This window comes from Thermus sediminis, from assembly GCF_003426945.1.
GTDB lineage: Bacteria > Deinococcota > Deinococci > Deinococcales > Thermaceae > Thermus > Thermus sediminis.
Genome location: NZ_QURO01000004.1, coordinates 691,186 through 709,984 on the forward strand (window position 1 = coordinate 691,186; position 18,799 = coordinate 709,984).

An 18,799-nucleotide genomic window follows, 5' to 3' on the forward strand; every position below is an offset into this window, starting at 1 on the left:
TACCCACGCCCATCTATCACATTACCCACCTGGATAACCTCGAGGGCATCCTGCACAAGGGGGGCTACTCCCCTACTCCCAAAGGCCCCCCTCACGGCAAAACGTAGCCTACGGGCACATCCAGGCCCGCCGGGCGCAAGTCGTAGTACCCGTGGGCCCAAGGGGCAAGCTCCACGATTATGTGCCCTTCTACTTCTGCCCCCGTTCCCCTATGCTTTACGCCATCCACACAGGGTGGACCGACTACCAAGGGGGCCAGCGCCCCATCCTGCACTTGGTCTCGTCTGTGCAAAAGGTAGCGCAGGCCCACCTACCCTTTGTGTTCACGGACCGGCATGCAGCCGTGAAGTACGTTCGCTTCTTCCAAAAGCTGGAGCACCTGAAGACCTTGAACTGGCAGGCCATCCAGGCCTTCTACTGGGCTGAGGTGCGCGAGGAGAAGCAGACCGAGTTCTTGGTAAAAGGCCTTTTCCCATGGGCGCTGGTTGATGAAATCGGCGTGATAGACGAATCTATCCAGACCCAAGTGCAGGCCATCCTCGCCCGGTTCCCCCATCTTCCACACCCCTCGGTGCGGGTGTACCGGAACTGGTACTATTAGGGGAGGGGGGCTTATGTTGTGCTTCGTGCGAGGCAACCTCCTCGACGCACCAGTAGAGGCCCTGGTCAACACGGTGAACACCGTGGGGGTCATGGGCAAGGGAGTAGCCTTGCAGTTTAAGCGCGCCTTTCCCGACAATTACCAGGCCTACGTAAAGGCTTGCAGGCGAGGTGAGGTTCAGATTGGGCGCATCTTCGTCCATGACCGGGGCCCCTTGGTCCAACCCCGCTACATCTTTAATTTCCCCACCAAAAAGCACTGGCGCCATCCCTCTCGTATGGAGTACATAGAGGAGGGGCTCAAAGATCTGGTGCGCCAGATCCAAAAGCTTGAGGTCCGCTCCATCGCACTGCCCCCCTTGGGAGCCGGAAACGGAGGTCTGCCCTGGACCGAGGTCAGACGGCGCATTCAAGAGGCTCTGGAGCCGCTCAAGGGCGTAGAGATCTGGGTCTACGAGCCAGCGGAAGACCCCAAAGCCCATCCCATCACCCCCCTGAAGGCCAAGCCCCCCCTTACCCCCGCCCGGGCCGCTTTGCTCAAGCTTTTCTGGCTATACGGGGCCCTTAGGGAGCCCCTAGGCCGCCTCGAGGCCCAGAAGCTGGCCTACTTCCTCCAAGAAGCCGGCCTAGACCTGAGGCTTGCCTTCGTCCGCAAGCAGTTTGGCCCCTATGCTGAGCCCCTAAACCATGTGTTGGCCCGCCTCGAGGGCCACTACATTCAGGGCTTTGGGGACCGCACAGGTGCTTCCCAAATCCACCTCGGGCCTCAGGCTCTGAACGAGGCCGTTCTCTTCCTCGCCGACCACCCCAGGGCTGACGAAGCTGCTACCCGGGCGGCGGAATGGGTCAAGGGATTTGAAACCCCCTACGGCTTAGAGCTCCTGGCCACAGTGCACTGGGCCGTGCGGCACGAAGCGGCTAGGGACTGGGTCAGCCTGCAAAAGGGACTCCAAGCCTGGAGCCCCCGCAAGGCCACCTTTCCCAAGACCCACCTCCAGGTGGCCCTAGATGCCCTCCTAAAGCGGGGCGCCCTCCGCCCAGAGGAGTGGCGAGACCGCCCCCCTAAACTACCTGCCAACGTCGCCCAGGAGGCCTAGCTAACCCCCGCCTTCCCCTCGCTAAAGCTCGCTCAAAGTCAGCTGGCTGGCTAAGGTTAGCCAGGAAGGAGCGGAAGCCAACCTTATCCCCAAAGGTGTTTGGCCCTTTGCTACATCCATAGCTACAGTACGCCGCCCCCCGGGCTCTTCCCAGGGGGCGAAAACATCGTCCTAGAGCTGGTGGAGCCGACGGGACTCGAACCCGTGACCTCCTGAGTGCGATTCAGGCGCGCTCCCAGCTGCGCCACGGCCCCACGCGCCCTACATGGTAGCGGGGGGCCCAGGGCTTGTCTAGTCCCCTTCCTTGAGGCGCACCTCTATCCGCCCCTTCTTGTCCTTCACGGAGAGCTTGGCCTTGGCCCTGCCCTTGCGGTACTCCGCCTTCCACTCGTCCTTCTTCACCTCGTACTTGGTCCTAACCCAGCCCCGGCGGCGCAGGTCCTCGTCGTGGTAGCGGAAAATGGCCTCGGCCCTAGAGAACCTATAGACCACCAATACCCCCTGGGGCTCGGAAACCCGCTCCACCACCACGGCTTGGGGGAAGAGTTCAAAGGTGAGGCTTCCGGAAACCCGGACCTCGAGGGCCCAACCCAGGGCCATAAAGGGAAGGAGCCAGAAGATCCTCCGCATGGGCCCCACCCTACGGTCAAAGCCCCAGGGGGAGATGAGAGCGGGCTAAAGTACAATAGAAGTATGGACGAAGTCTGGTGGAGGCTTGCCGAACCCTTTCCCCCGGGGGAGGTTCAGTGGCGGATTGAAGCCCTTTCCAAGGATAGGCGCAGGGCCTTGGTGGTGCCCTACGTGGACGCGCGCACCGTCTTGGACCGCCTGGACAAGGTGGTGGGCCCCGAGGGCTGGCACGACAGCTACGAGGTCCTCGCCGACCAGGAGCGGGCCCTCAAGGACGAACGGGGGGAGCGCCGGGAGCGGGTGGTGGAGGTGAAGTGCCGCCTCACCGTCCTCGGTGTCAGCAAGGAGGACGTGGGGGAGGGGGACTCCCTCAAGGCCGCCTTCTCCGATGCCCTAAAGCGGGCCGCGGTCAAGTTCGGCGTGGGGCGGTACCTCTATCGTCTGGAGAAGCAGTGGGTGGACTACGATCCCGAGAAGGGCCGCTTCACCCCACCCGCCCTCCCCGAGCCCGAGGCCCAGGGGAGGGAGGAAGGGGAAAAACCCGAGGCCTACCGCCTCATCGACCAGCTCCTGGAGCGCCTCAAAGAGAGGGGCCTGGGTAAGGAGGTGGCCAGGATCGTGACCAAGTACGGGGGCTACGGCAAGACCCCCGAGGAGACCCGCCGCCTCTACAGCGAGCTAAGGGCCCTCTTGAAGGGATGAGGGTCATCGCCGTCGGGGACCTCCACGGGGACTTCCCTGCCCTATGGCGCCTCCTCAGGGCGGAGGGGCTTGCGGACTCCAGGCTCCGACCTGCGGAGGGCCTGCGCTTGGGGAGGGTGCACCTCATCCTCCTAGGGGACCTGGTCCACCCCAAGACCCAAAGGGACTACGAGCGCCTCACGGGGCTTTCCCCCTATGACCCCCAGGACCCCGCCCACCTGCGCCTAGCGGCGGGGGCCCAGATCCGCGAGCTCTTCCGCCTCAAGGCCTTCCAGGAAGGGGCGGGGGGGCACGTGACTATCCTCTTGGGTAACCACGATGAGGCCGCCCTAAGGGGGGAGCCCATCCTGGGCAACCGGCACCTCAGGCACCTGGAGTTCCACCCCGAGCACGGGGGCAAGGCCTTGCCCGAGGCCTTGAAGGCCTGGTTCGCCCGTTTCCCCCGCGAGCTTGTGCTCTCGGGTGTCCACTTCGCCCACGTGGGGCCGGTCCCCTGGCTCCAGGAGTATGGCGAGCTCTTCTACGCCCAAAGCGAGCCCAAGACCTGGTGGTTCCGCACCCCGGACTACGTGGAGCGCATGGGCTTTCGCTTCGGCGTCTACGGCCACGTGCCCATGAAGGAGGGGATCCTCCTCAGGGACCGCTTCGCCCTCATCGACGCCCTGGACCTGGGGGAGTACCTGGAGCTAGACCCTGAGGCAGAGCCCCTCAAGGTTCAGGTGAAGCGCCTCCATGGCTAACCTCCTCGCTTCCCCCAAGGCCGTGAAAGAGCTTCTTGCCCGGCACGGCCTCTTCGCCGACAGGCGCCTCGGGCAGAACTTCCTGGTGTCCGAGGCCCACCTCCGCCGCATCGTGGAGGCGGCCAAGCCCTTCACCGGGCCCGTGTACGAGGTGGGGCCAGGGCTTGGGGTCCTGACCCGGGCCCTCCTCGAGGCCGGGGCGGAGGTGGTGGCCATAGAGAAGGACGAGCGTCTAGAGCCCCTGTTGGAGGAAACCCTGAAGGGCCTTCCTGTGAAGCTAGTCTTCGGGGATGCCCTGGCCTACCCCTGGGAGGAGGTGCCGGAGGGAAGCCTCCTGGTGGCCAACCTGCCCTACGGGATCGCCACCCCCCTGGTCACCCGCCTCCTCAAGTCGGGCCGCTTCGCCCGCCTGGTCTTCCTGGTGCAGAAGGAGGTGGCCGACAGGATGACGGCAAAGCCCAAGACCCCCGCCTACGGCCTCCTCTCCCTCCGGGTAGCCCACCACGCCGAGGCGGAGAGGCTTTTGGACCTCCCCCCCGGGGCCTTCCTCCCCCCGCCCAAGGTGTGGAGCTCCTTGGTGCGCCTCACCTGCAAGAAGGTGCCCGATGACCCCGGGCTTTTTGCCTTCCTCGAGGCCGCCTTCGCCAAGAGGCGCAAGACCCTCGCCAATGCCCTGGCCTCCGCAGGTTACCCCAAGGAGAAGGCGGAAGCGGCCCTTGCCGCCCTGGGCCTGCCCAAGGCCTCGCGGGCAGAGGAGCTGGACCTGGAAACCTTCCGAAAGCTGAAGAACCTGCTTTGCCCTCTGGTGTAGCCTTTTCCTAGGCCTAAGCATGCGCCCTACACCGACCTTCCCCGACCTGTGTAACCTCTTCCTCCCTGTCCGGGGGCAGGAGTTGTAAGATGGGCGGGAAGTGAGGGGGGCCTAAGGGGGGTGTCGAGGCCCTACCTCGTGAAGAGATGCACGAAAGGAGGGGACCTTGGCGCCGATCGCAGAGTACGTGAACATCCTGATCTACCTGGGGGTGGCCCTCTTCATCGGGGTGGCGGCCCTCGTGGTGGGGGCCCTCCTGGGCCCCAAGAGGCCGGGACGGGCTAAGCTCATGCCCTACGAGTCGGGGAACGACCCCGCCGGGGAGGTGAAGCGGTTTCCCGTCCACTTCTACGTGGTGGCCATGCTCTTCATCCTCTTTGACGTGGAGATAGCCTTCCTCTGGCCCTACGCCGTGAGCGCCGGGGAGCTTGGCCTCTATGGCTTCATAGGGGTGGTGGGCTTCACCCTGCTCCTCCTCGTGGGGTTCCTCTACGAGTGGTGGAAGGGGGTGATGCGGTGGCACTGAAGGACCTCTTTGAGAGGGATGTCCAGGAGCTAGAAAGGGAGGGCATCCTCTTCACCACCTTGGAGAAGCTGGTGGCCTGGGGGCGGAGCAACTCCTTGTGGCCCGCCACCTTTGGCCTCGCCTGCTGCGCCATCGAGATGATGGCCTCCACGGACTCTAGGAACGACCTGGCCCGCTTCGGGAGCGAGGTCTTCCGCGCCTCGCCCCGGCAGGCGGACGTGATGATCGTGGCCGGGCGGCTTTCCAAGAAGATGGCCCCGGTCATGCGCCGGGTCTGGGAGCAGATGCCCGACCCCAAGTGGGTCATCTCCATGGGGGCCTGCGCGAGCTCCGGGGGGATGTTCAACAACTACGCCATCGTCCAGAACGTGGACTCGGTGGTCCCCGTGGACGTCTACGTGCCCGGGTGCCCCCCTAGGCCCGAGGCCCTCATCTACGCGGTGATGCAGCTCCAGAAGAAGGTGCGGGGCGAGGCCAGGAACGAGCGAGGGGAGAGGCTTCCCCCCGTGGCCGCCTGGAAGCGGGCAAGGGGGTGAGGGATGCGGCTCCATCGCGTTTTGGAGGAGGCTAGGGCCAAAGGCTATCCCGTGGAGGACAACGGCCTCGGCAACCTCTGGGTGGTCCTGCCCAGGGAGCGCTTCAAGGAGGAGATGGCCCACTACCGGGACCTGGGCTTCAACTACCTGGCGGACATCGTGGGGCTGGACTACCTCACCTACCCAGAACCCAAGCCGGAGCGCTTCGCCGTGGTCTACGAGCTGGTCTCCCTGCCGGGGTGGAAGGACGGGGACGGGAGCCGCTTCTTCGCTCGGGTCTACGTGCCGGAGAAGGACCCCCGCCTGCCCACGGTCACGGACCTCTGGGGAAGCGCGGGCTTCCTGGAGCGGGAGGTCTACGACCTCTTCGGCATCGTCTTTGAGGGCCACCCCGACCTCAGGAAGATCCTGACCCCGGAGGACCTCGAGGGCCACCCCCTGCGCAAGGACTTCCCCCTGGGGGAAACCCCCACCCTCTTCCGCGAGGGGCGGTACATCCTCCCCAGCGAGTTCCGGGCTAGCCTCACCGGGAAGGACGCTGGCCTTACCCTCTACCGCGGAGGAAGCCGCAAGGGCTACCGCGCCCTTTGGGCCGACCTCGTGAAGGCCAAGGAGGCCCAATGAAGGACTACCTGGAACTGGATGCCCCCCCAACTGAGCCCCGGGAGCTCCGCACCGAGGTCATGACCCTGAACGTAGGCCCCCAGCACCCCTCCACCCACGGGGTCTTGCGCCTGGTGGTGACCCTCTCCGGGGAGGAGGTCTTGGAGGTGGTGCCCCACGTGGGCTACCTCCACACGGGCTTTGAGAAGAACATGGAGCACCGCACCTACCTCCAGAACCTCACCTACACCCCCCGGATGGACTACCTTCACTCCGTGGCCCACGACCTGGCCTACGCCCTCGCCGTGGAAAAGCTGGTGGGAGCGGTGGTGCCCAAGAGGGCCGAGACCATCCGCATCATCCTCAACGAGCTTTCCCGCCTGGCCAGCCACCTGGTCTTCCTGGGGACGGGGCTTTTGGACCTTGGGGCCCTCACCCCCTTCTTCTACGCCTTCCGGGAGCGGGAGGCCATTTTGGACCTCTTCGAGTGGGTCACGGGCCAGCGCTTCCACCACAACTACATCCGCATCGGCGGGGTCAAGGAGGACCTCCCCGAGGAGTTCGTCCCCGAGCTCAAGAAGCTCCTCGAGGTCCTCCCCCACCGCATCGACGAGTACGAGGCCCTCTTTGCCGAAAGCCCCATCTTCCACGAAAGGGCCCGGGGCGTGGGGGTGATCCCACCCGAGGTGGCCATCGGGCTGGGCCTCACCGGGGGCTCCCTCCGCGCCAGCGGGGTGAACTACGACGTGCGCAAGGCCTACCCCTACGGGGGCTACGAGGCCTACCGGTTTGAGGTGCCCCTGGGGGAGAGGGGGGACGTCTTTGACCGCATGCTCATCCGCATCCGGGAGATGCGGGAGTCGGTGAGGATCCTAAAGCAGGCCCTGGAGAGGCTGGAGCCCGGGCCCATCCGCGACCCCAACCCCCAGATCACCCCGCCCCCCAGGCCCCTCCTGGAGACCTCCATGGAGGCTGTCATCTACTTCTTCAAGCACTACACCGAGGGCTTCCACCCCCCCAAGGGGGAGGTCTACGTGCCCACGGAGTCGGCCCGGGGGGAGCTCGGCTACTACATCGTCTCCGACGGGGGGAGCATGCCCTACCGGGTCAAGGTGCGGGCTCCCAGCTTCGTGAACCTGCAAAGCCTCCCCTACGCCACCAAGGGGGAGCAGGTGCCTGACCTGGTGGCCATCATCGCCAGCCTGGACCCCGTGATGGGGGACGTGGACCGATAGGAGGGAAGATGGGCTTCTTTGACGACAAAAAGGACTTCCTGGAGACCACCTTCGCCAAGTACCCCCCCGAGGGGCGCAGGGCGGCCACCATGCCCCTCCTGAGGCGGGTACAGCAGGAGGAGGGCTGGATCCGACCCGAAAGGGTGGAGGAGATCGCCCACCTCGTGGGCACTACGCCCACGGAGGTCCTGGGGGTGGCGAGCTTCTACTCCTACTACCAGTTCGTGCCCACGGGCAGGTACCACCTCCAGGTCTGCGCCACCCTAAGCTGCAAGTTGGCCGGGGCGGAGGAGCTTTGGGACCACCTCACGGAGAGCCTGGGCATCGGTCCCGGGGAGGTGACCCCGGACGGGCTTTTCAGCGTGCAGAAGGTGGAGTGCCTGGGAAGTTGCCACACCGCCCCCGTGGTCCAGGTGAACGACGAGCCCTACGTGGAGTGCGTGACCCGGGAAAGGCTCAAGGCCCTCCTCGAGGGCCTAAGGGCGGGCAAGCGCCTGGAGGAGATCGCGCTTCCCGGGAGGTGCGGCCACCACGTGCACGAGGTGGAGGGATGACGGGCCCCATCGTTTCCGGTCTGGACCCCCGCTTTGAGCGGACCCTCTACGCCCACGTGGGCAAGGAGGGCTCCTGGACCCTGGACTACTATCTGGCCCAAGGCGGGTACGAGACGGCCAAGAGGGTCCTAAGGGAGAAGACCCCGGAGGAGGTCATAGAGGAGGTGAAGCGCTCGGGGCTCAGGGGCCGGGGCGGGGCAGGCTTCCCCACCGGGCTCAAGTGGAGCTTCATGCCCAAGGACGGGAAGCAGCACTACCTCATCTGCAACGCCGACGAGTCCGAGCCCGGAAGCTTCAAGGACCGCTACATCCTGGAGGACGTCCCCCACCTCCTCATCGAGGGGATGATCCTTTCGGGCTACGCCATCCGGGCCACGGTGGGCTACATCTACGTCCGGGGGGAGTACCGGCGGGCGGCGGACCGCCTCGAGGCCGCCATAGGGGAGGCCCGGGCCCGGGGGTATCTGGGGAAGAACCTCTTCGGCACGGAGTTCTCCTTTGACCTCCACGTCCACCGGGGGGCTGGGGCCTACATCTGCGGGGAGGAGACGGCCCTCATGAACTCCCTGGAAGGCCTAAGGGCGAACCCCCGGCTCAAGCCCCCCTTCCCTGCCCAGTCGGGGCTTTGGGGCAAACCCACCACCATCAACAACGTGGAGACCCTGGCCGCGGTGGTACCCATCCTGGAAAGGGGGGCGGACTGGTTCGCCCAGATGGGCACGGAGGGGTCCAGGGGGATGAAGCTCTACCAGATCTCGGGGCCCGTGAAGCGCCCCGGGGTCTACGAGCTCCCCATGGGGACCACCTTCCGCGAGCTCATCTACGAGTGGGCGGGAGGCCCCTTGGAGCCCATCCAGGCCCTCATCCCCGGCGGGTCCTCCACCCCGCCCCTCCCCTTCACCGAGGAGGTCCTGGACACCCCCATGAGCTACGAGCACCTGCAGGCCCAAGGCTCCATGCTGGGCACCGGGGGGGTGATCCTGATCCCCGAGCGGGTGAGCATGGTGGACGCCATGTGGAACCTGACCCGCTTCTACGCCCACGAGTCCTGCGGCAAGTGCACCCCCTGCCGCGAGGGGGTGGCGGGGTTCATGGTGAACCTCTTCGCCAAGATCGGCACCGGGGAGGGTGAGGAAAAGGACGTGGAGACCCTCGAGGCCCTCCTCCCCCTCATCGAGGGCCGGAGCTTCTGCCCCCTGGCCGACGCCGCCGTCTGGCCGGTGAAGGGCTCCCTGAAGCACTTCAAGGACCAGTACCTGGCCCTGGCGCGGGAGAAGAGGCCCGTGCCGAGGCCTGCTCTCTGGAGGTGAAGGTGGTCCGGGTCAAGGTCAACGACCGCATGGTGGAGGTGCCCCCGGGCACCAGCGTCATGGACGCCGTCTTCCACGCGGGGTACGACGTCCCCCTCTTCTGCTCGGAGCGTTACCTCTCCCCCATCGGGGCCTGCCGCATGTGCCTGGTGCGGATCGGCCTCCCCAAGCGGGGGCCGGACGGCAAGCCCGTCCTGAACGAAAAGGGGGAGCCGGAGATCGCCTGGCAGCCCAAGCTCGCGGCGAGCTGCGTCACCGCCGTGGCCGAGGGGATGGTGGTGGACACCCTCTCGGACGTGGTGCGGGAGGCCCAGGCGGGCATGGTGGAGTTCACCCTCCTCAACCACCCCTTGGACTGCCCCACCTGCGACAAGGGCGGGGCCTGCGAGCTCCAGGACCGGACCGTGGAGTACGGCCTCTACGAGAAGCACTACCAGAAGGACCCCCTCGCTCTCCCCGTCTACACCCGCTTTGAGTTCACCCGCCGCCACGTGGACAAGCACCACCCCCTCTCCCCCTTCATCGTCTTGGACCGGGAGCGGTGCATCCACTGCAAGAGGTGCGTGCGCTACTTTGAGGAGATCCCCGGGGACGAGGTCCTGGACTTCATCGAGAGAGGGGTGCACACCTTCATCGGCACCATGGACTTCGGCCTCCCCTCCGGGTTTTCCGGCAACATCACCGACATCTGCCCCGTGGGGGCCCTTCTGGACCTCACCGCCCGCTTCCGTGCCCGGAACTGGGAGATGGAGGAGACCCCCACCACCTGCGCCCTCTGCCCCGTGGGGTGCGGGATCACCGCCGACACCCGGAGCGGGGAGCTCCTTAGGGTGCGGGCCCGGGAGGTGCCCGAGGTCAACGCGATCTGGATCTGTGATGCGGGCCGCTTCGGCCACGAGTGGGCGGATACGGGCCGCCTCAAAACCCCCCTGGTGCGCAAAGGGGGGAGGCTAGTGGAGGCCACCTGGGAGGAGGCCTTCCTAGCCCTGAAGGAGGGGCTTAAGGGGGCGAGGGGGGAGGAGGTGGGGCTCTACCTGGCCCAGGACGCCACCCTCGAGGAGGGCCTCATGGCGGCCGAGCTCGCCAAGGCCCTCAAGACCCCACACCTGGACTTCCAGGGCCGCACCGCCGCCCCGGCGAGCCTCTTCCCCGCCGCCACCATGGAGGGCCTCCTGGAGGCCGACTTCGCCCTGGTCCTGGGGGACCCCACGGAAGAAGCCCCGGTTCTCCACCTGAGGCTTTCCGAGTTCGTCCGGGACCTCAAGCCCCCCCACCGCTACGCCCACGGCACCCCCTTCGCCGACCTGAGTATCAAGGAAAGGATGCCCCGCCGCACGGACAAGATGGCCGTCTTCGCCCCCTACCGCACCCCCCTCATGGCGTGGGCGGAGGTCCATGGGGTCCACGCCCCAGGGGAGGAGCGGGAGATCCTCCTAGGCCTCCTAGGGGAAAAAGCGGGCGGCGAGGCGGTGGAAAAGGCCAAGGCCCTGTGGGAAAGGGCGCAAAACCCCGTCCTCGTCCTGGGGGCAGGGGTCCTGCAGGACACCGTGGCCGCGGAGAGGGCCAGGCTCCTCGCCGAGCGCAAGGGGGCCAAGGTCCTGGCCATGACCCCGGCGGCGGGCGCCCGGGCCTCGAGGTCATGGGCATCTGGCCTGGGGAGAAGGGGGCGGCCTGGGACGAGCCCGGAGCGCCTTTCGCCTACTACGGCTTCGTGCCCCCCGAGGAGGCCCTCAAGGGCAAGCGCTTCGTGGCCATGCACCTGAGCCACCCCCACCCCCTGGCGGAGCGGTACGCCCAGGTGGTCTTCCCCGCCCCCACCTTCTACGAGAAGCGGGGGCATATGGTGAACCTGGAAGGCCGGGTCCTCCCCCTGAGCCCCGCCCCCATAGAGAACGGGGAGGCGGAAGGGGCCCTGCAGGTCCTGGCCCTCCTGGCCGAGGCCCTGGGGGTGAGGCCCCCCTTCCGGCTCCACCTGGAGGCGGAAAAGGAGCTTCGGCGAAGGAGGGTGCCCGAGGCCATGGGCCTCCTCGCCTACCGCACCAAGGCCCTCCGCCCCAAGGCCCAAGGGGGGCGGCTCTACCTAAGGCCCAGCATGTGGAAAGCCCATCAGGCCGTTGGCAAGGCCGAGGAGGCAGCGCAACCCGAGCTATGGGCCCACCCGGATACGGCCCGGGCTGAGGCCCTCCTCGAGGGGGCCCTGGTGGCGGTGGAAACCCCCTATGGCCGTACGGAGGCCCGGGTGGTCCACCGGGAGGACCTCCCTAGGGGCTTCCTCTACCTCTTTGCCCTGGGCCCGGCCGCAGGACTTCGCGTGGAGGGCCGGGTCCTGGTGCCCGCAGGGGGTGAGGCGTGAGCTACCCCGTAGACCCCTACTGGATGGTGGCCCTGAAGGCCCTCTTGGTGGTCATCGGCCTCCTCACCGCCTTCGCCTTCATGACCCTCATTGAGAGGAGGCTTTTGGCCCGCTTCCAAGTCCGCTTGGGCCCGAACCGGGTGGGGCCAGGGGGGCTTTTCCAGCCCATCGCCGACGCCATCAAGAGCATCTTCAAGGAAGACATCGTGGTGGCGCAGGCGGACAGGGTCCTCTTTGTCCTCGCCCCCCTGATCAGCGTGGTCTTCGCCCTTCTGGCCTTCGGGGCCATCCCCTTCGGACCCCCAGGGAGCTTTTTCGGCTACCAGCCCTGGGTCATCAACCTGGACCTGGGCCTCCTCTACCTCTTCGCCGTGAGCGAGATGGCCATCTACGGCATCTTCCTGGCGGGCTGGGCCTCGGGGAGCAAGTACAGCCTCCTTGGGTCCCTCCGCTCCTCCGCAAGCCTCATCTCTTACGAGCTGAGCCTAGGGGCCGCCCTTCTTGCCCCCGTCCTCCTGGTGGGGAGCCTGAACCTCAACGACATCGTCAACTGGCAAAAGGAGAACGGCTGGCTCTTCCTCTACGCCTTTCCCGTCTTCCTGATCTACGCCATCGCCGCCCTGGCCGAGGCCGCCCGTACCCCCTTTGACCTTCCCGAGGCGGAGCAGGAGCTGGTGGGCGGGTACCACACGGAGTACAGCTCCATCAAGTGGGCCCTCTTCCAGATGGCGGAGTACATCCACCTCATCACCGCGAGCGCCCTCATCCCCACCCTCTTCCTGGGGGGCTGGACCATGCCCTTCCTGGAGGTCCCCTACCTCTGGATGTTCGTGAAGATCGCCTTCTTCCTCTTCCTCTTCATCTGGATCCGGGCCACTTGGTTCCGCTTGCGCTATGACCAGCTCATCCGCTTCGGCTGGGGCTTCCTCTTCCCCGTGGCCCTGGTCTGGTTTTTGGTCACCGCCCTGGTGGTGGCCCTGGGCCTCCCCAAGGTCTACCTCCTCTACCTCTCCGCCCTAAGCTTCCTCGTCCTCCTGGGGGCCCTCCTCTATAGCCCCAAGCCTGTACGCAAAGGAGGTGGCGCATGACCCTGAAGGCCCTGGCGCAAAGCCTGGGGATCACCCTCAAGTACCTCTTCTCCAAACCCGTTACCGTCCCCTACCCCGACGCCCCCGTGGCCCTGAAGCCCCGCTTCCACGGGCGGCACGTCCTCACCCGGCACCCCAACGGCCTGGAGAAGTGCATCGGCTGCTCCCTCTGCGCTGCCGCCTGCCCCGCCTACGCCATCTACGTGGAGCCTGCGGAGAACGACCCGGAAAACCCGGTGTCGGCGGGGGAGCGGTACGCCAAGGTCTACGAGATCAACATGCTCCGGTGCATCTTCTGCGGCCTCTGTGAGGAGGCCTGCCCCACGGGGGCCATCGTCCTGGGTTACGAGTTTGAGATGGCGGACTACCAGTACTCCGACCTGGTCTACGGCAAGGAGGACATGCTGGTGGAGGTGGTGGGCACGAAGCCCCAGCGCCGCGAGGCCAGGATCACCGGCAAGGGGGTGAAGCCGGGCTACGTGGTGCCCTACGTCCGCCCCGAGCTGGAGGGCTTCCAGGCCCCCTTGGAGGGGAGGAAGCCATGAGTTTGCTAGAAGGTCTGGCCACGCTTCTCCTCCTCGTTAGCGGGGCCTTGGTGGTGACCCTAAGGAACGCCATCCACGCCGCCTTGGCCCTCATCCTGAACTTCCTGGTCCTGGCTGGGGTCTACGTAGCCCTGGACGCCCGCTTCCTAGGCCTGATCCAGATCATCGTCTACGCCGGGGCCATCGTGGTCCTCTTCCTCTTCGTAGTCATGCTCCTCTTCGCCGCCCAAGAGGCGGTGGGCTTTGACCCCTTGGTGGGCTCTAGGCCCTTGGCCGCTCTCCTGGCCCTGGGCGTGGCGGGCCTCCTCCTTTCGGGGCTCTTTGGGCTTGGGCTCGTTTTTGGGAAAGACCTCCAAGGCGGCCTGCCCCAGGCCTTGGGCCCCCTCCTCTACGGGGAATGGCTCTTTGTCCTCCTCGCAGTGGGCTTCCTCCTCATGGTGGCCACGGTGGTGGCTGTGGTCCTGGTGGAGCCCAGTAGGCCCCCTGGGGCCCCAAAACCTCAGGAGAAGGAAAAGGAGGTCTCGCGATGAGCTTCCTTTACGCCTCCGCCCTTCTCTTCGCCCTGGGGGTCTACGGGGTACTGACCCGCAGGAGCGCCATCCTGGTCTTCCTCTCCATCGAGCTTATGCTGAACGCCGCCAACCTCTCCCTGGTGGGCTTCGCCCGGGCCTACGGCCTCGAGGGCCAGGTGGCCGCCCTAATGGTTATCGCCATCGCCGCCGCCGAGGTGGCCGTGGGCCTGGGCCTCATCGTGGCCATCTTCCGCCACCGCAAGAGCACTGCGGTGGACGAGCTTTCCGAGCTTAGGGGGTAGTGTGGCGCTTCTATCGGTAATCCTCCTTCCCCTCCTGGGGTTCGCCCTCCTGGGCCTCCTGGGCAAAAGGATGCGGGAGCCCTGGCCCGGGGTCCTGGCCTCGGGGTTCGTCCTCCTCTCCTTCCTCATCGGGGTGGGCCTCCTCCTCGGGGGCGGGGCCCGCTTCCAGGCGGAGTGGCTTCCCGGCATCCCCTTTAGCCTCCTCCTGGACAGCCTCTCCGGCCTCATGCTCATCATCGTGGCGGGCGTGGGCTTCCTCATCCACGTCTACGCCATCGGGTACATGGCAGGAGACCCAGGCAATAGCCGCTTCTTCGCCTACTTCAACTTCTTTATCGCCATGATGCTCCTCCTGGTCCTGGCCGACAGCTACCCCGTCATGTTCATCGGCTGGGAGGGGGTGGGGTTGGCCAGCTTCCTCCTCATCGGCTTCTGGTACAAGAACGCCCAGTATGCGGACAGCGCCCGCAAGGCCTTTATCGTGAACCGCGTGGGGGATCTGGGCTTCATGCTGGGCATGGCCATCCTCTGGGCGCTTTACGGGACGCTTTCCATCAGCGAACTCAAGGAGGCCTTGGAGGGCCCCTTGAGGAACCCCAGCCTCCTGGCCTTGGCAGGCCTCCTCCTCTTCCTGGGGGCCATCGGCAAGAGCGCCCAGATCCCCCTCATGGTCTGGCTTCCCGACGCCATGGCCGGCCCCACCCCGGTCTCCGCCCTCATCCATGCGGCCACCATGGTGACCGCGGGGGTCTACCTCATCGCCCGGAGCTCCTTCCTCTTTAGCGCCCTTCCCGATGTATCCTACGCCATTGCCGTCATCGGCCTCCTTACCGCCTTTTATGGGGCCCTTTCCGCCTTTGGCCAGACGGATATCAAGCGGATCGTGGCCTATTCCACCGTCAGCCAGCTGGGTTACATGTTCCTGGCGGCGGGGGTGGGGGCCTACTGGGTGGCCCTCTTCCACGTCTTCACCCACGCCTTCTTCAAGGCCCTCCTGTTCCTGGCCTCGGGGAGCGTGATCCACGCCCTGGGCGGGGAGCAGGACGTGCGCAGGATGGGCGGGCTTTGGAAACATCTGCCCGCAACCCGATGGCACGGCCTCATCGGGGCCCTGGCCCTGGGCGGGCTTCCCCTCCTCTCCGGCTTCTTTTCCAAGGACGCCATCCTCGCCGCCACCCTCACCTACCCCTTTGGGGGGGTGGGCTTCTACCTGGGAGCGCTTCTGGTGGCGGCCCTCACGGCCATGTACGCCATGCGCTGGTTCGTCCTGGTCTTCCTGGGGGAAGAGCGGGGCCACCACCACCCCCACGAGGCCCCGCCCGTGATGCTCTGGCCCAACCACCTCCTGGCCTTAGGCTCCCTCCTCGCGGGGTACCTGGCCCTGCCCCATCCTTTCCCCAACGCGCTGGAGCCCTTCCTGAAGCCCGCCTTGGCGGGGCTTAAAGCCCAGCACCTCTCCCTTCTAGCGGAGTGGGGCCTCATCGCCCTATCCGCCCTGGTGGCCCTCCTCGGGCTTTGGTTTGGCTACACCTTCTTCCAGAGAAAGGTCCTCCCCGGCTGGTACCTGGACTTTGAAACCTGGAGCCGGGAGGCCTTCTACGTGGACCGGGTCTACAACACCCTCATCGTGAACCCCTTGAAGGCCTTGGCGGAGTCCCTCTTCTACGGGGACCGGGGGCTTCTTAGGGGCTACTTCGGCCTGGGCGGCTTGGTGCGGGAGGTGGGCGGGACCTTAAGCCGGATCCAGATAGGCTATCTCAGGGTCTACGTCCTCCTCTTCGTCCTGGGGGTGCTGGTCCTCTTGGGGGTGATGCGGTGGTAATCCTGGCCATCCTCCTACCCATTCTCTTCGGAACGCTCCTCCTTTTGGGGCTTCCCCGGACCCTGGGGGTCTTGGGGGCGGGCCTCGCCTTCCTCCTCAACCTCTTCCTCTTCCTGAACCATCCTGGCGGCGTGGCTTACGAGGTAAGGGCCCCCCTCCTGCCCCAGGCGGGGGTCTACTGGGCCTTCGGGCTAGACGGGCTTGCCGCCCTCTTCTTCGTCACCATCGGGCTCACCGTCTTCCTGGGAGCCCTGGTGGCCCAGGTGGAAGGGCGTTTCCTAGGCCTCGCTCTCCTCATGGAAGGGCTCCTCCTCGCCCTCTTCGCCGCCCAGGACCTCCTCGTCTTCTACCTCTTCTTTGAGGCGGCCCTGATCCCCGCCTTCCTCATGCTCCTCTTCTACGGGGGCGAAGGGCGGCTTAGGGCCCTTTACACCTTCCTCCTCTTTACCCTGGCGGGGTCTTTGCCCATGCTAGCGGCCATCCTTGCGGTGAAGGCCCTGGGAGGGAGCCCCACCTTCCTCCTCGAGGACCTCCTGGCCCACCCGGTGGGGGGCGGGGCTGCTCTCCTCGTCTTCCTGGGCTTCGCCCTGGCCTTCGCCATCAAGACCCCCCTCTTCCCCCTGCACGCCTGGCTTCCCCTCTTCCACCAGGAGAACCACCCCTCGGGCCTGGCGGACGCCCTGGGGACGCTCTACAAGGTGGGGGTCTTCGCCTTCTTCCGCTTCGCCATCCCCCTGGCCCCCGAGGGCTTCGCCCAAGTCCAGGGGCTCCTCCTTTTCCTCTCGGCGCTTTCCGCCCTCTACGGGGCCTGGCTGGCCTTTGCCGCCAAGGACTTCAAGGCCCTCCTGGCCTACGCCGGGCTTTCCCACATGGGGATGGCTGCCTTGGGGGTCTTCTCCGGGACGGAGGAGGGGGCCTTGGGCGGGCTCTACCTCTTGGCGGCAAGCGGCGTCTACACCGGGGGGCTCTTCCTCCTGGCGGGGAGGCTTTACGCCAGGACCCGCACCCTGGAGATCGGCCGCTTCCGGGGCTTGGCGCAAAGCGCTCCTGGGATGGCCGCCTTGGCCCTCTTCCTCTTCCTGGCCATGGTGGGCCTGCCCGGGCTTTCCGGCTTTCCCGGGGAGTTCTTGACCCTCCTGGGGATCTACAAGGCCAGCCCCTGGCTCGCCACCTTGGCCTTCCTCTCCGTGATTGCCTCCGCCGCCTACGCCCTCACCGCTTTCCAGAAGACCTTCTGGGAGGAGGCCACCTGGTCCCTGGATGACCTCAAGGGGGCAGAGTGGGGCTTCGCCGTCCTTAGCGTCTTGGCCTTGGTCCTCATGGGGGTCTTCCCCGGTTTCTTCTTGGAGGGCCTGAAGCCCCTGGCGGAGGCCTTTGTCCGGATCCTTGGAGGTGGCGCATGACCCTTTTGGTGCTCGCCCTCTTCTCCGTGGCCCTCACCCTCCTGGGCTTCCTCGTCTCTGTGCCCCTTTTCAAGCGCCTGGTGATCCTGGGCCTCTCCCTAAGCCTCCTCTCCCTCCTCCTCACCTGGGGAAGGCCCTTCGCCTTCGGGCCCTACGAGGTGGACGGGGTCTCCCAAACCTTCACCCTCCTCGCCCTCATCGGGGCCCTCTGGACGGTGGGCCTAGTGCGCACGGGGCGGTTTGAGTTCTACCTGCTGGTGCTCTACGCTGCCCTCGGCATGCACCTTCTCGCCTCCACCAAGAACCTCATCCTGATGCTCGTGGCCCTCGAGGCCCTCTCCCTCCCCCTTTACGCCCTGGCCACCTGGCGGAAGGGACAGGGCCTCGAGGCGGCCCTCAAGTACTTCCTCCTGGGGGCCCTGGCCGCGGCCTTCTTCCTCTACGGGGCCGCCCTCCACTACGGGGCCACGGGGAGCCTCGAGGCGGGGACCCCGGGGGAAGGCCCCCTCTACGCCCTGGCCCTGGGCCTCCTCCTGGTGGGCCTGGGCTTCAAGGTGGCCCTGGCCCCCTTCCACTTCTGGACCCCGGACGTCTACGGGGGAAGCCCCACCCCAGTGGTCCTCTTCATGGCCACGGGGGTGAAGGCAGCCGCCTTCGCCGCCCTCCTCCGGGTGGCGGCCCCTGAGGTCCTCGGGGGCCTCACCCTTCTCGTCGCCCTCTCCGTGGTCCTGGGGAACCTAGCGGCCTTGGTGCAGAAGGAGGCCAAAAGGCTCCTCGCCTACAGCTCCATCGCCCATGCGGGCTATATGGCCCTCGCCCTCTACACCGGGAACGCCGGGGCCCTGGCCTTCTACCTCCTCACCTATGTCCTCGCCACGGGGCTCGCCTTCGCCGTGCTCTCGGAGATCTCCCCGGACCGCATACCCCTGGAGCGCCTCCGGGGCCTCTTCCACAAAGACCCCCTCCTGGGCCTCGCCCTCTTCCTCGCTTCCCTCTCCCTCCTGGGCCTGCCCCCTTTGGCGGGCTTCTGGGGCAAGTACCTGGTCTTCACCCAGGCCGCCGAGGCGGGGGCCTGGGAGCTTCTGGTCCTGGCCTTGGTCACCACCGCCATAAGCGCCTACTACTACCTAGGCCTGGGGCTTGCGGTCTTCCAGAGGGGGGAGGCGGAGGCCAGGCCGAGGCCCATCCCCCGGAGCCTGGCCCTCCTCGCCGCCCTCTCCCTCCTCCTCCTGGGCCTCTTCCCCGGGGTGATCCTGCCCGCCCTGGCGGCTGGCGGCTAGACCGTTGGCCTTCCGAGAGGGCCCTTCGGGGCCCTCCGGTTCTCCTTTCCCCCGCCACCTGGGCGCCCCAGAAAAGATCCCCCCACGCAGCAAAGCAGGCCCTTCGTGTTGCCAGGTTTCCGCGCGGGCGCTTAGACTGGAAGGCGAGGG

19 protein-coding genes, 1 tRNA gene and 1 pseudogene are annotated in these 18,799 nt (G+C 66.5%); 19 read left to right on the forward strand and 2 right to left on the reverse strand.

From position 1 onward, the window contains the following. Positions 1 to 118 precede the first annotated feature (118 nt). Positions 119 to 601, forward strand: coding sequence for a type II toxin-antitoxin system toxin DNA ADP-ribosyl transferase DarT (gene darT, locus ATI37_RS04260; RefSeq protein WP_232822514.1), 483 nt, complete (start codon positions 119 to 121; stop codon positions 599 to 601). A gap of 13 nt (positions 602 to 614) precedes the next feature. After that, a complete protein-coding gene (darG, locus tag ATI37_RS04265) occupies positions 615 to 1,697 on the forward strand; it encodes a type II toxin-antitoxin system antitoxin DNA ADP-ribosyl glycohydrolase DarG (RefSeq protein ID WP_117237261.1) in 1,083 nt (360 codons plus the stop codon). A 178-nt stretch (positions 1,698 to 1,875) separates the two neighbouring features. Here the strand turns inward: darG and ATI37_RS04270 are convergent. After that, positions 1,876 to 1,951 (reverse strand) — tRNA-Ala (locus tag ATI37_RS04270). 37 nt (positions 1,952 to 1,988) lie between these two features. Then, complete coding sequence (locus tag ATI37_RS04275) at positions 1,989 to 2,327, reverse strand: hypothetical protein (RefSeq protein WP_117237262.1); 339 nt, start codon at positions 2,325 to 2,327, stop codon at positions 1,989 to 1,991. A 63-nt stretch (positions 2,328 to 2,390) separates the two neighbouring features. Here ATI37_RS04275 and ATI37_RS04280 point away from each other — a divergent pair, with 63 nt between their 5' ends. From ATI37_RS04280 to ATI37_RS04360, 17 genes and pseudogenes are all read left to right on the forward strand, one after another. Continuing rightward, positions 2,391 to 3,029 carry a Rad52/Rad22 family DNA repair protein gene (locus tag ATI37_RS04280; protein WP_117237263.1) on the forward strand — a complete coding sequence of 213 codons (639 nt, stop codon included), beginning with the start codon at positions 2,391 to 2,393 and terminating at the stop codon, positions 3,027 to 3,029. Then, positions 3,026 to 3,769, forward strand: coding sequence for a metallophosphoesterase (locus ATI37_RS04285; RefSeq protein WP_117237264.1), 744 nt, complete (start codon positions 3,026 to 3,028; stop codon positions 3,767 to 3,769). The genes ATI37_RS04280 and ATI37_RS04285 overlap by 4 nt, the downstream gene beginning before the upstream one ends. Then, positions 3,762 to 4,580 carry a 16S rRNA (adenine(1518)-N(6)/adenine(1519)-N(6))-dimethyltransferase RsmA gene (rsmA, locus tag ATI37_RS04290; RefSeq protein ID WP_117237265.1) on the forward strand — a complete coding sequence of 273 codons (819 nt, stop codon included), beginning with the start codon at positions 3,762 to 3,764 and terminating at the stop codon, positions 4,578 to 4,580. The genes ATI37_RS04285 and rsmA overlap by 8 nt, the downstream gene beginning before the upstream one ends. A 166-nt stretch (positions 4,581 to 4,746) precedes the next feature. Beyond that, entirely contained in the window at positions 4,747 to 5,106 is a 360-nt protein-coding gene (locus tag ATI37_RS04295; protein WP_117237266.1) for an NADH-quinone oxidoreductase subunit A, read from the forward strand. Beyond that, on the forward strand, positions 5,097 to 5,642 hold the full coding sequence (locus ATI37_RS04300; RefSeq protein WP_117237267.1) for a NuoB/complex I 20 kDa subunit family protein: 546 nt from the start codon (positions 5,097 to 5,099) through the stop codon (positions 5,640 to 5,642). The genes ATI37_RS04295 and ATI37_RS04300 overlap by 10 nt, the downstream gene beginning before the upstream one ends. 3 nt (positions 5,643 to 5,645) lie before the next feature. Next, positions 5,646 to 6,266, forward strand: coding sequence for an NADH-quinone oxidoreductase subunit C (locus ATI37_RS04305; protein ID WP_117237268.1), 621 nt, complete (start codon positions 5,646 to 5,648; stop codon positions 6,264 to 6,266). After that, on the forward strand, positions 6,263 to 7,480 hold the full coding sequence (gene nuoD, locus ATI37_RS04310; RefSeq protein WP_117237269.1) for an NADH dehydrogenase (quinone) subunit D: 1,218 nt from the start codon (positions 6,263 to 6,265) through the stop codon (positions 7,478 to 7,480). Before ATI37_RS04305 ends, nuoD begins: the two co-directional genes overlap by 4 nt. Positions 7,481 to 7,488: 8 nt before the next feature. After that, entirely contained in the window at positions 7,489 to 8,034 is a 546-nt protein-coding gene (nuoE, locus tag ATI37_RS04315) for an NADH-quinone oxidoreductase subunit NuoE (RefSeq protein ID WP_117237270.1), read from the forward strand. Next, a complete protein-coding gene (gene nuoF / locus ATI37_RS04320; protein ID WP_117237271.1) occupies positions 8,031 to 9,344 on the forward strand; it encodes an NADH-quinone oxidoreductase subunit NuoF in 1,314 nt (437 codons plus the stop codon). The genes nuoE and nuoF overlap by 4 nt, the downstream gene beginning before the upstream one ends. Before the next feature lie 2 nt (positions 9,345 to 9,346). Beyond that, positions 9,347 to 11,697, forward strand: a pseudogene (locus ATI37_RS12435) (molybdopterin-dependent oxidoreductase). Positions 11,698 to 11,720: 23 nt separating this feature from the next. Further along, a complete protein-coding gene (gene nuoH / locus ATI37_RS04330; RefSeq protein WP_117238511.1) occupies positions 11,721 to 12,785 on the forward strand; it encodes an NADH-quinone oxidoreductase subunit NuoH in 1,065 nt (354 codons plus the stop codon). Next, entirely contained in the window at positions 12,782 to 13,330 is a 549-nt protein-coding gene (gene nuoI / locus ATI37_RS04335) for an NADH-quinone oxidoreductase subunit NuoI (RefSeq protein ID WP_117237272.1), read from the forward strand. The genes nuoH and nuoI overlap by 4 nt, the downstream gene beginning before the upstream one ends. Then, on the forward strand, positions 13,327 to 13,860 hold the full coding sequence (locus ATI37_RS04340; protein ID WP_117237273.1) for an NADH-quinone oxidoreductase subunit J family protein: 534 nt from the start codon (positions 13,327 to 13,329) through the stop codon (positions 13,858 to 13,860). Before nuoI ends, ATI37_RS04340 begins: the two co-directional genes overlap by 4 nt. Beyond that, positions 13,857 to 14,144 carry an NADH-quinone oxidoreductase subunit NuoK gene (gene nuoK / locus ATI37_RS04345; RefSeq protein WP_117237274.1) on the forward strand — a complete coding sequence of 96 codons (288 nt, stop codon included), beginning with the start codon at positions 13,857 to 13,859 and terminating at the stop codon, positions 14,142 to 14,144. Before ATI37_RS04340 ends, nuoK begins: the two co-directional genes overlap by 4 nt. A 1-nt stretch (position 14,145) precedes the next feature. Further along, entirely contained in the window at positions 14,146 to 15,966 is a 1,821-nt protein-coding gene (gene nuoL, locus ATI37_RS04350; protein WP_117237275.1) for an NADH-quinone oxidoreductase subunit L, read from the forward strand. Next, the gene (locus tag ATI37_RS04355) at positions 15,960 to 17,369 is read left to right on the forward strand and encodes a complex I subunit 4 family protein (RefSeq protein WP_117237276.1); all 1,410 of its coding nucleotides are present in this window, start codon (positions 15,960 to 15,962) and stop codon (positions 17,367 to 17,369) included. The genes nuoL and ATI37_RS04355 overlap by 7 nt, the downstream gene beginning before the upstream one ends. Next, entirely contained in the window at positions 17,366 to 18,649 is a 1,284-nt protein-coding gene (locus ATI37_RS04360) for an NADH-quinone oxidoreductase subunit N (RefSeq protein ID WP_117237277.1), read from the forward strand. Before ATI37_RS04355 ends, ATI37_RS04360 begins: the two co-directional genes overlap by 4 nt. Positions 18,650 to 18,799 lie beyond the last annotated feature (150 nt).

Bases quoted from the DNA above. Each gene is read 5' to 3' on its own strand.
- darG (WP_117237261.1), top strand. From the start codon at position 615: ATGTTGTGCTTCGTGCGAGGCAACCTCCTCGACGCACCAGTAGAGGCC.
- ATI37_RS04275 (WP_117237262.1), bottom strand. From the start codon at position 2,327: ATGCGGAGGATCTTCTGGCTCCTTCCCTTTATGGCCCTGGGTTGGGCC.
- ATI37_RS04280 (WP_117237263.1), top strand. From the start codon at position 2,391: ATGGACGAAGTCTGGTGGAGGCTTGCCGAACCCTTTCCCCCGGGGGAG.
- ATI37_RS04285 (WP_117237264.1), top strand. From the start codon at position 3,026: ATGAGGGTCATCGCCGTCGGGGACCTCCACGGGGACTTCCCTGCCCTA.
- rsmA (WP_117237265.1), top strand. From the start codon at position 3,762: ATGGCTAACCTCCTCGCTTCCCCCAAGGCCGTGAAAGAGCTTCTTGCC.
- ATI37_RS04305 (WP_117237268.1), top strand. From the start codon at position 5,646: ATGCGGCTCCATCGCGTTTTGGAGGAGGCTAGGGCCAAAGGCTATCCC.
- nuoD (WP_117237269.1), top strand. From the start codon at position 6,263: ATGAAGGACTACCTGGAACTGGATGCCCCCCCAACTGAGCCCCGGGAG.
- nuoE (WP_117237270.1), top strand. From the start codon at position 7,489: ATGGGCTTCTTTGACGACAAAAAGGACTTCCTGGAGACCACCTTCGCC.
- nuoF (WP_117237271.1), top strand. From the start codon at position 8,031: ATGACGGGCCCCATCGTTTCCGGTCTGGACCCCCGCTTTGAGCGGACC.
- nuoH (WP_117238511.1), top strand. From the start codon at position 11,721: ATGGTGGCCCTGAAGGCCCTCTTGGTGGTCATCGGCCTCCTCACCGCC.
- nuoI (WP_117237272.1), top strand. From the start codon at position 12,782: ATGACCCTGAAGGCCCTGGCGCAAAGCCTGGGGATCACCCTCAAGTAC.
- ATI37_RS04340 (WP_117237273.1), top strand. From the start codon at position 13,327: ATGAGTTTGCTAGAAGGTCTGGCCACGCTTCTCCTCCTCGTTAGCGGG.
- nuoK (WP_117237274.1), top strand. From the start codon at position 13,857: ATGAGCTTCCTTTACGCCTCCGCCCTTCTCTTCGCCCTGGGGGTCTAC.
- ATI37_RS04360 (WP_117237277.1), top strand. From the start codon at position 17,366: ATGACCCTTTTGGTGCTCGCCCTCTTCTCCGTGGCCCTCACCCTCCTG.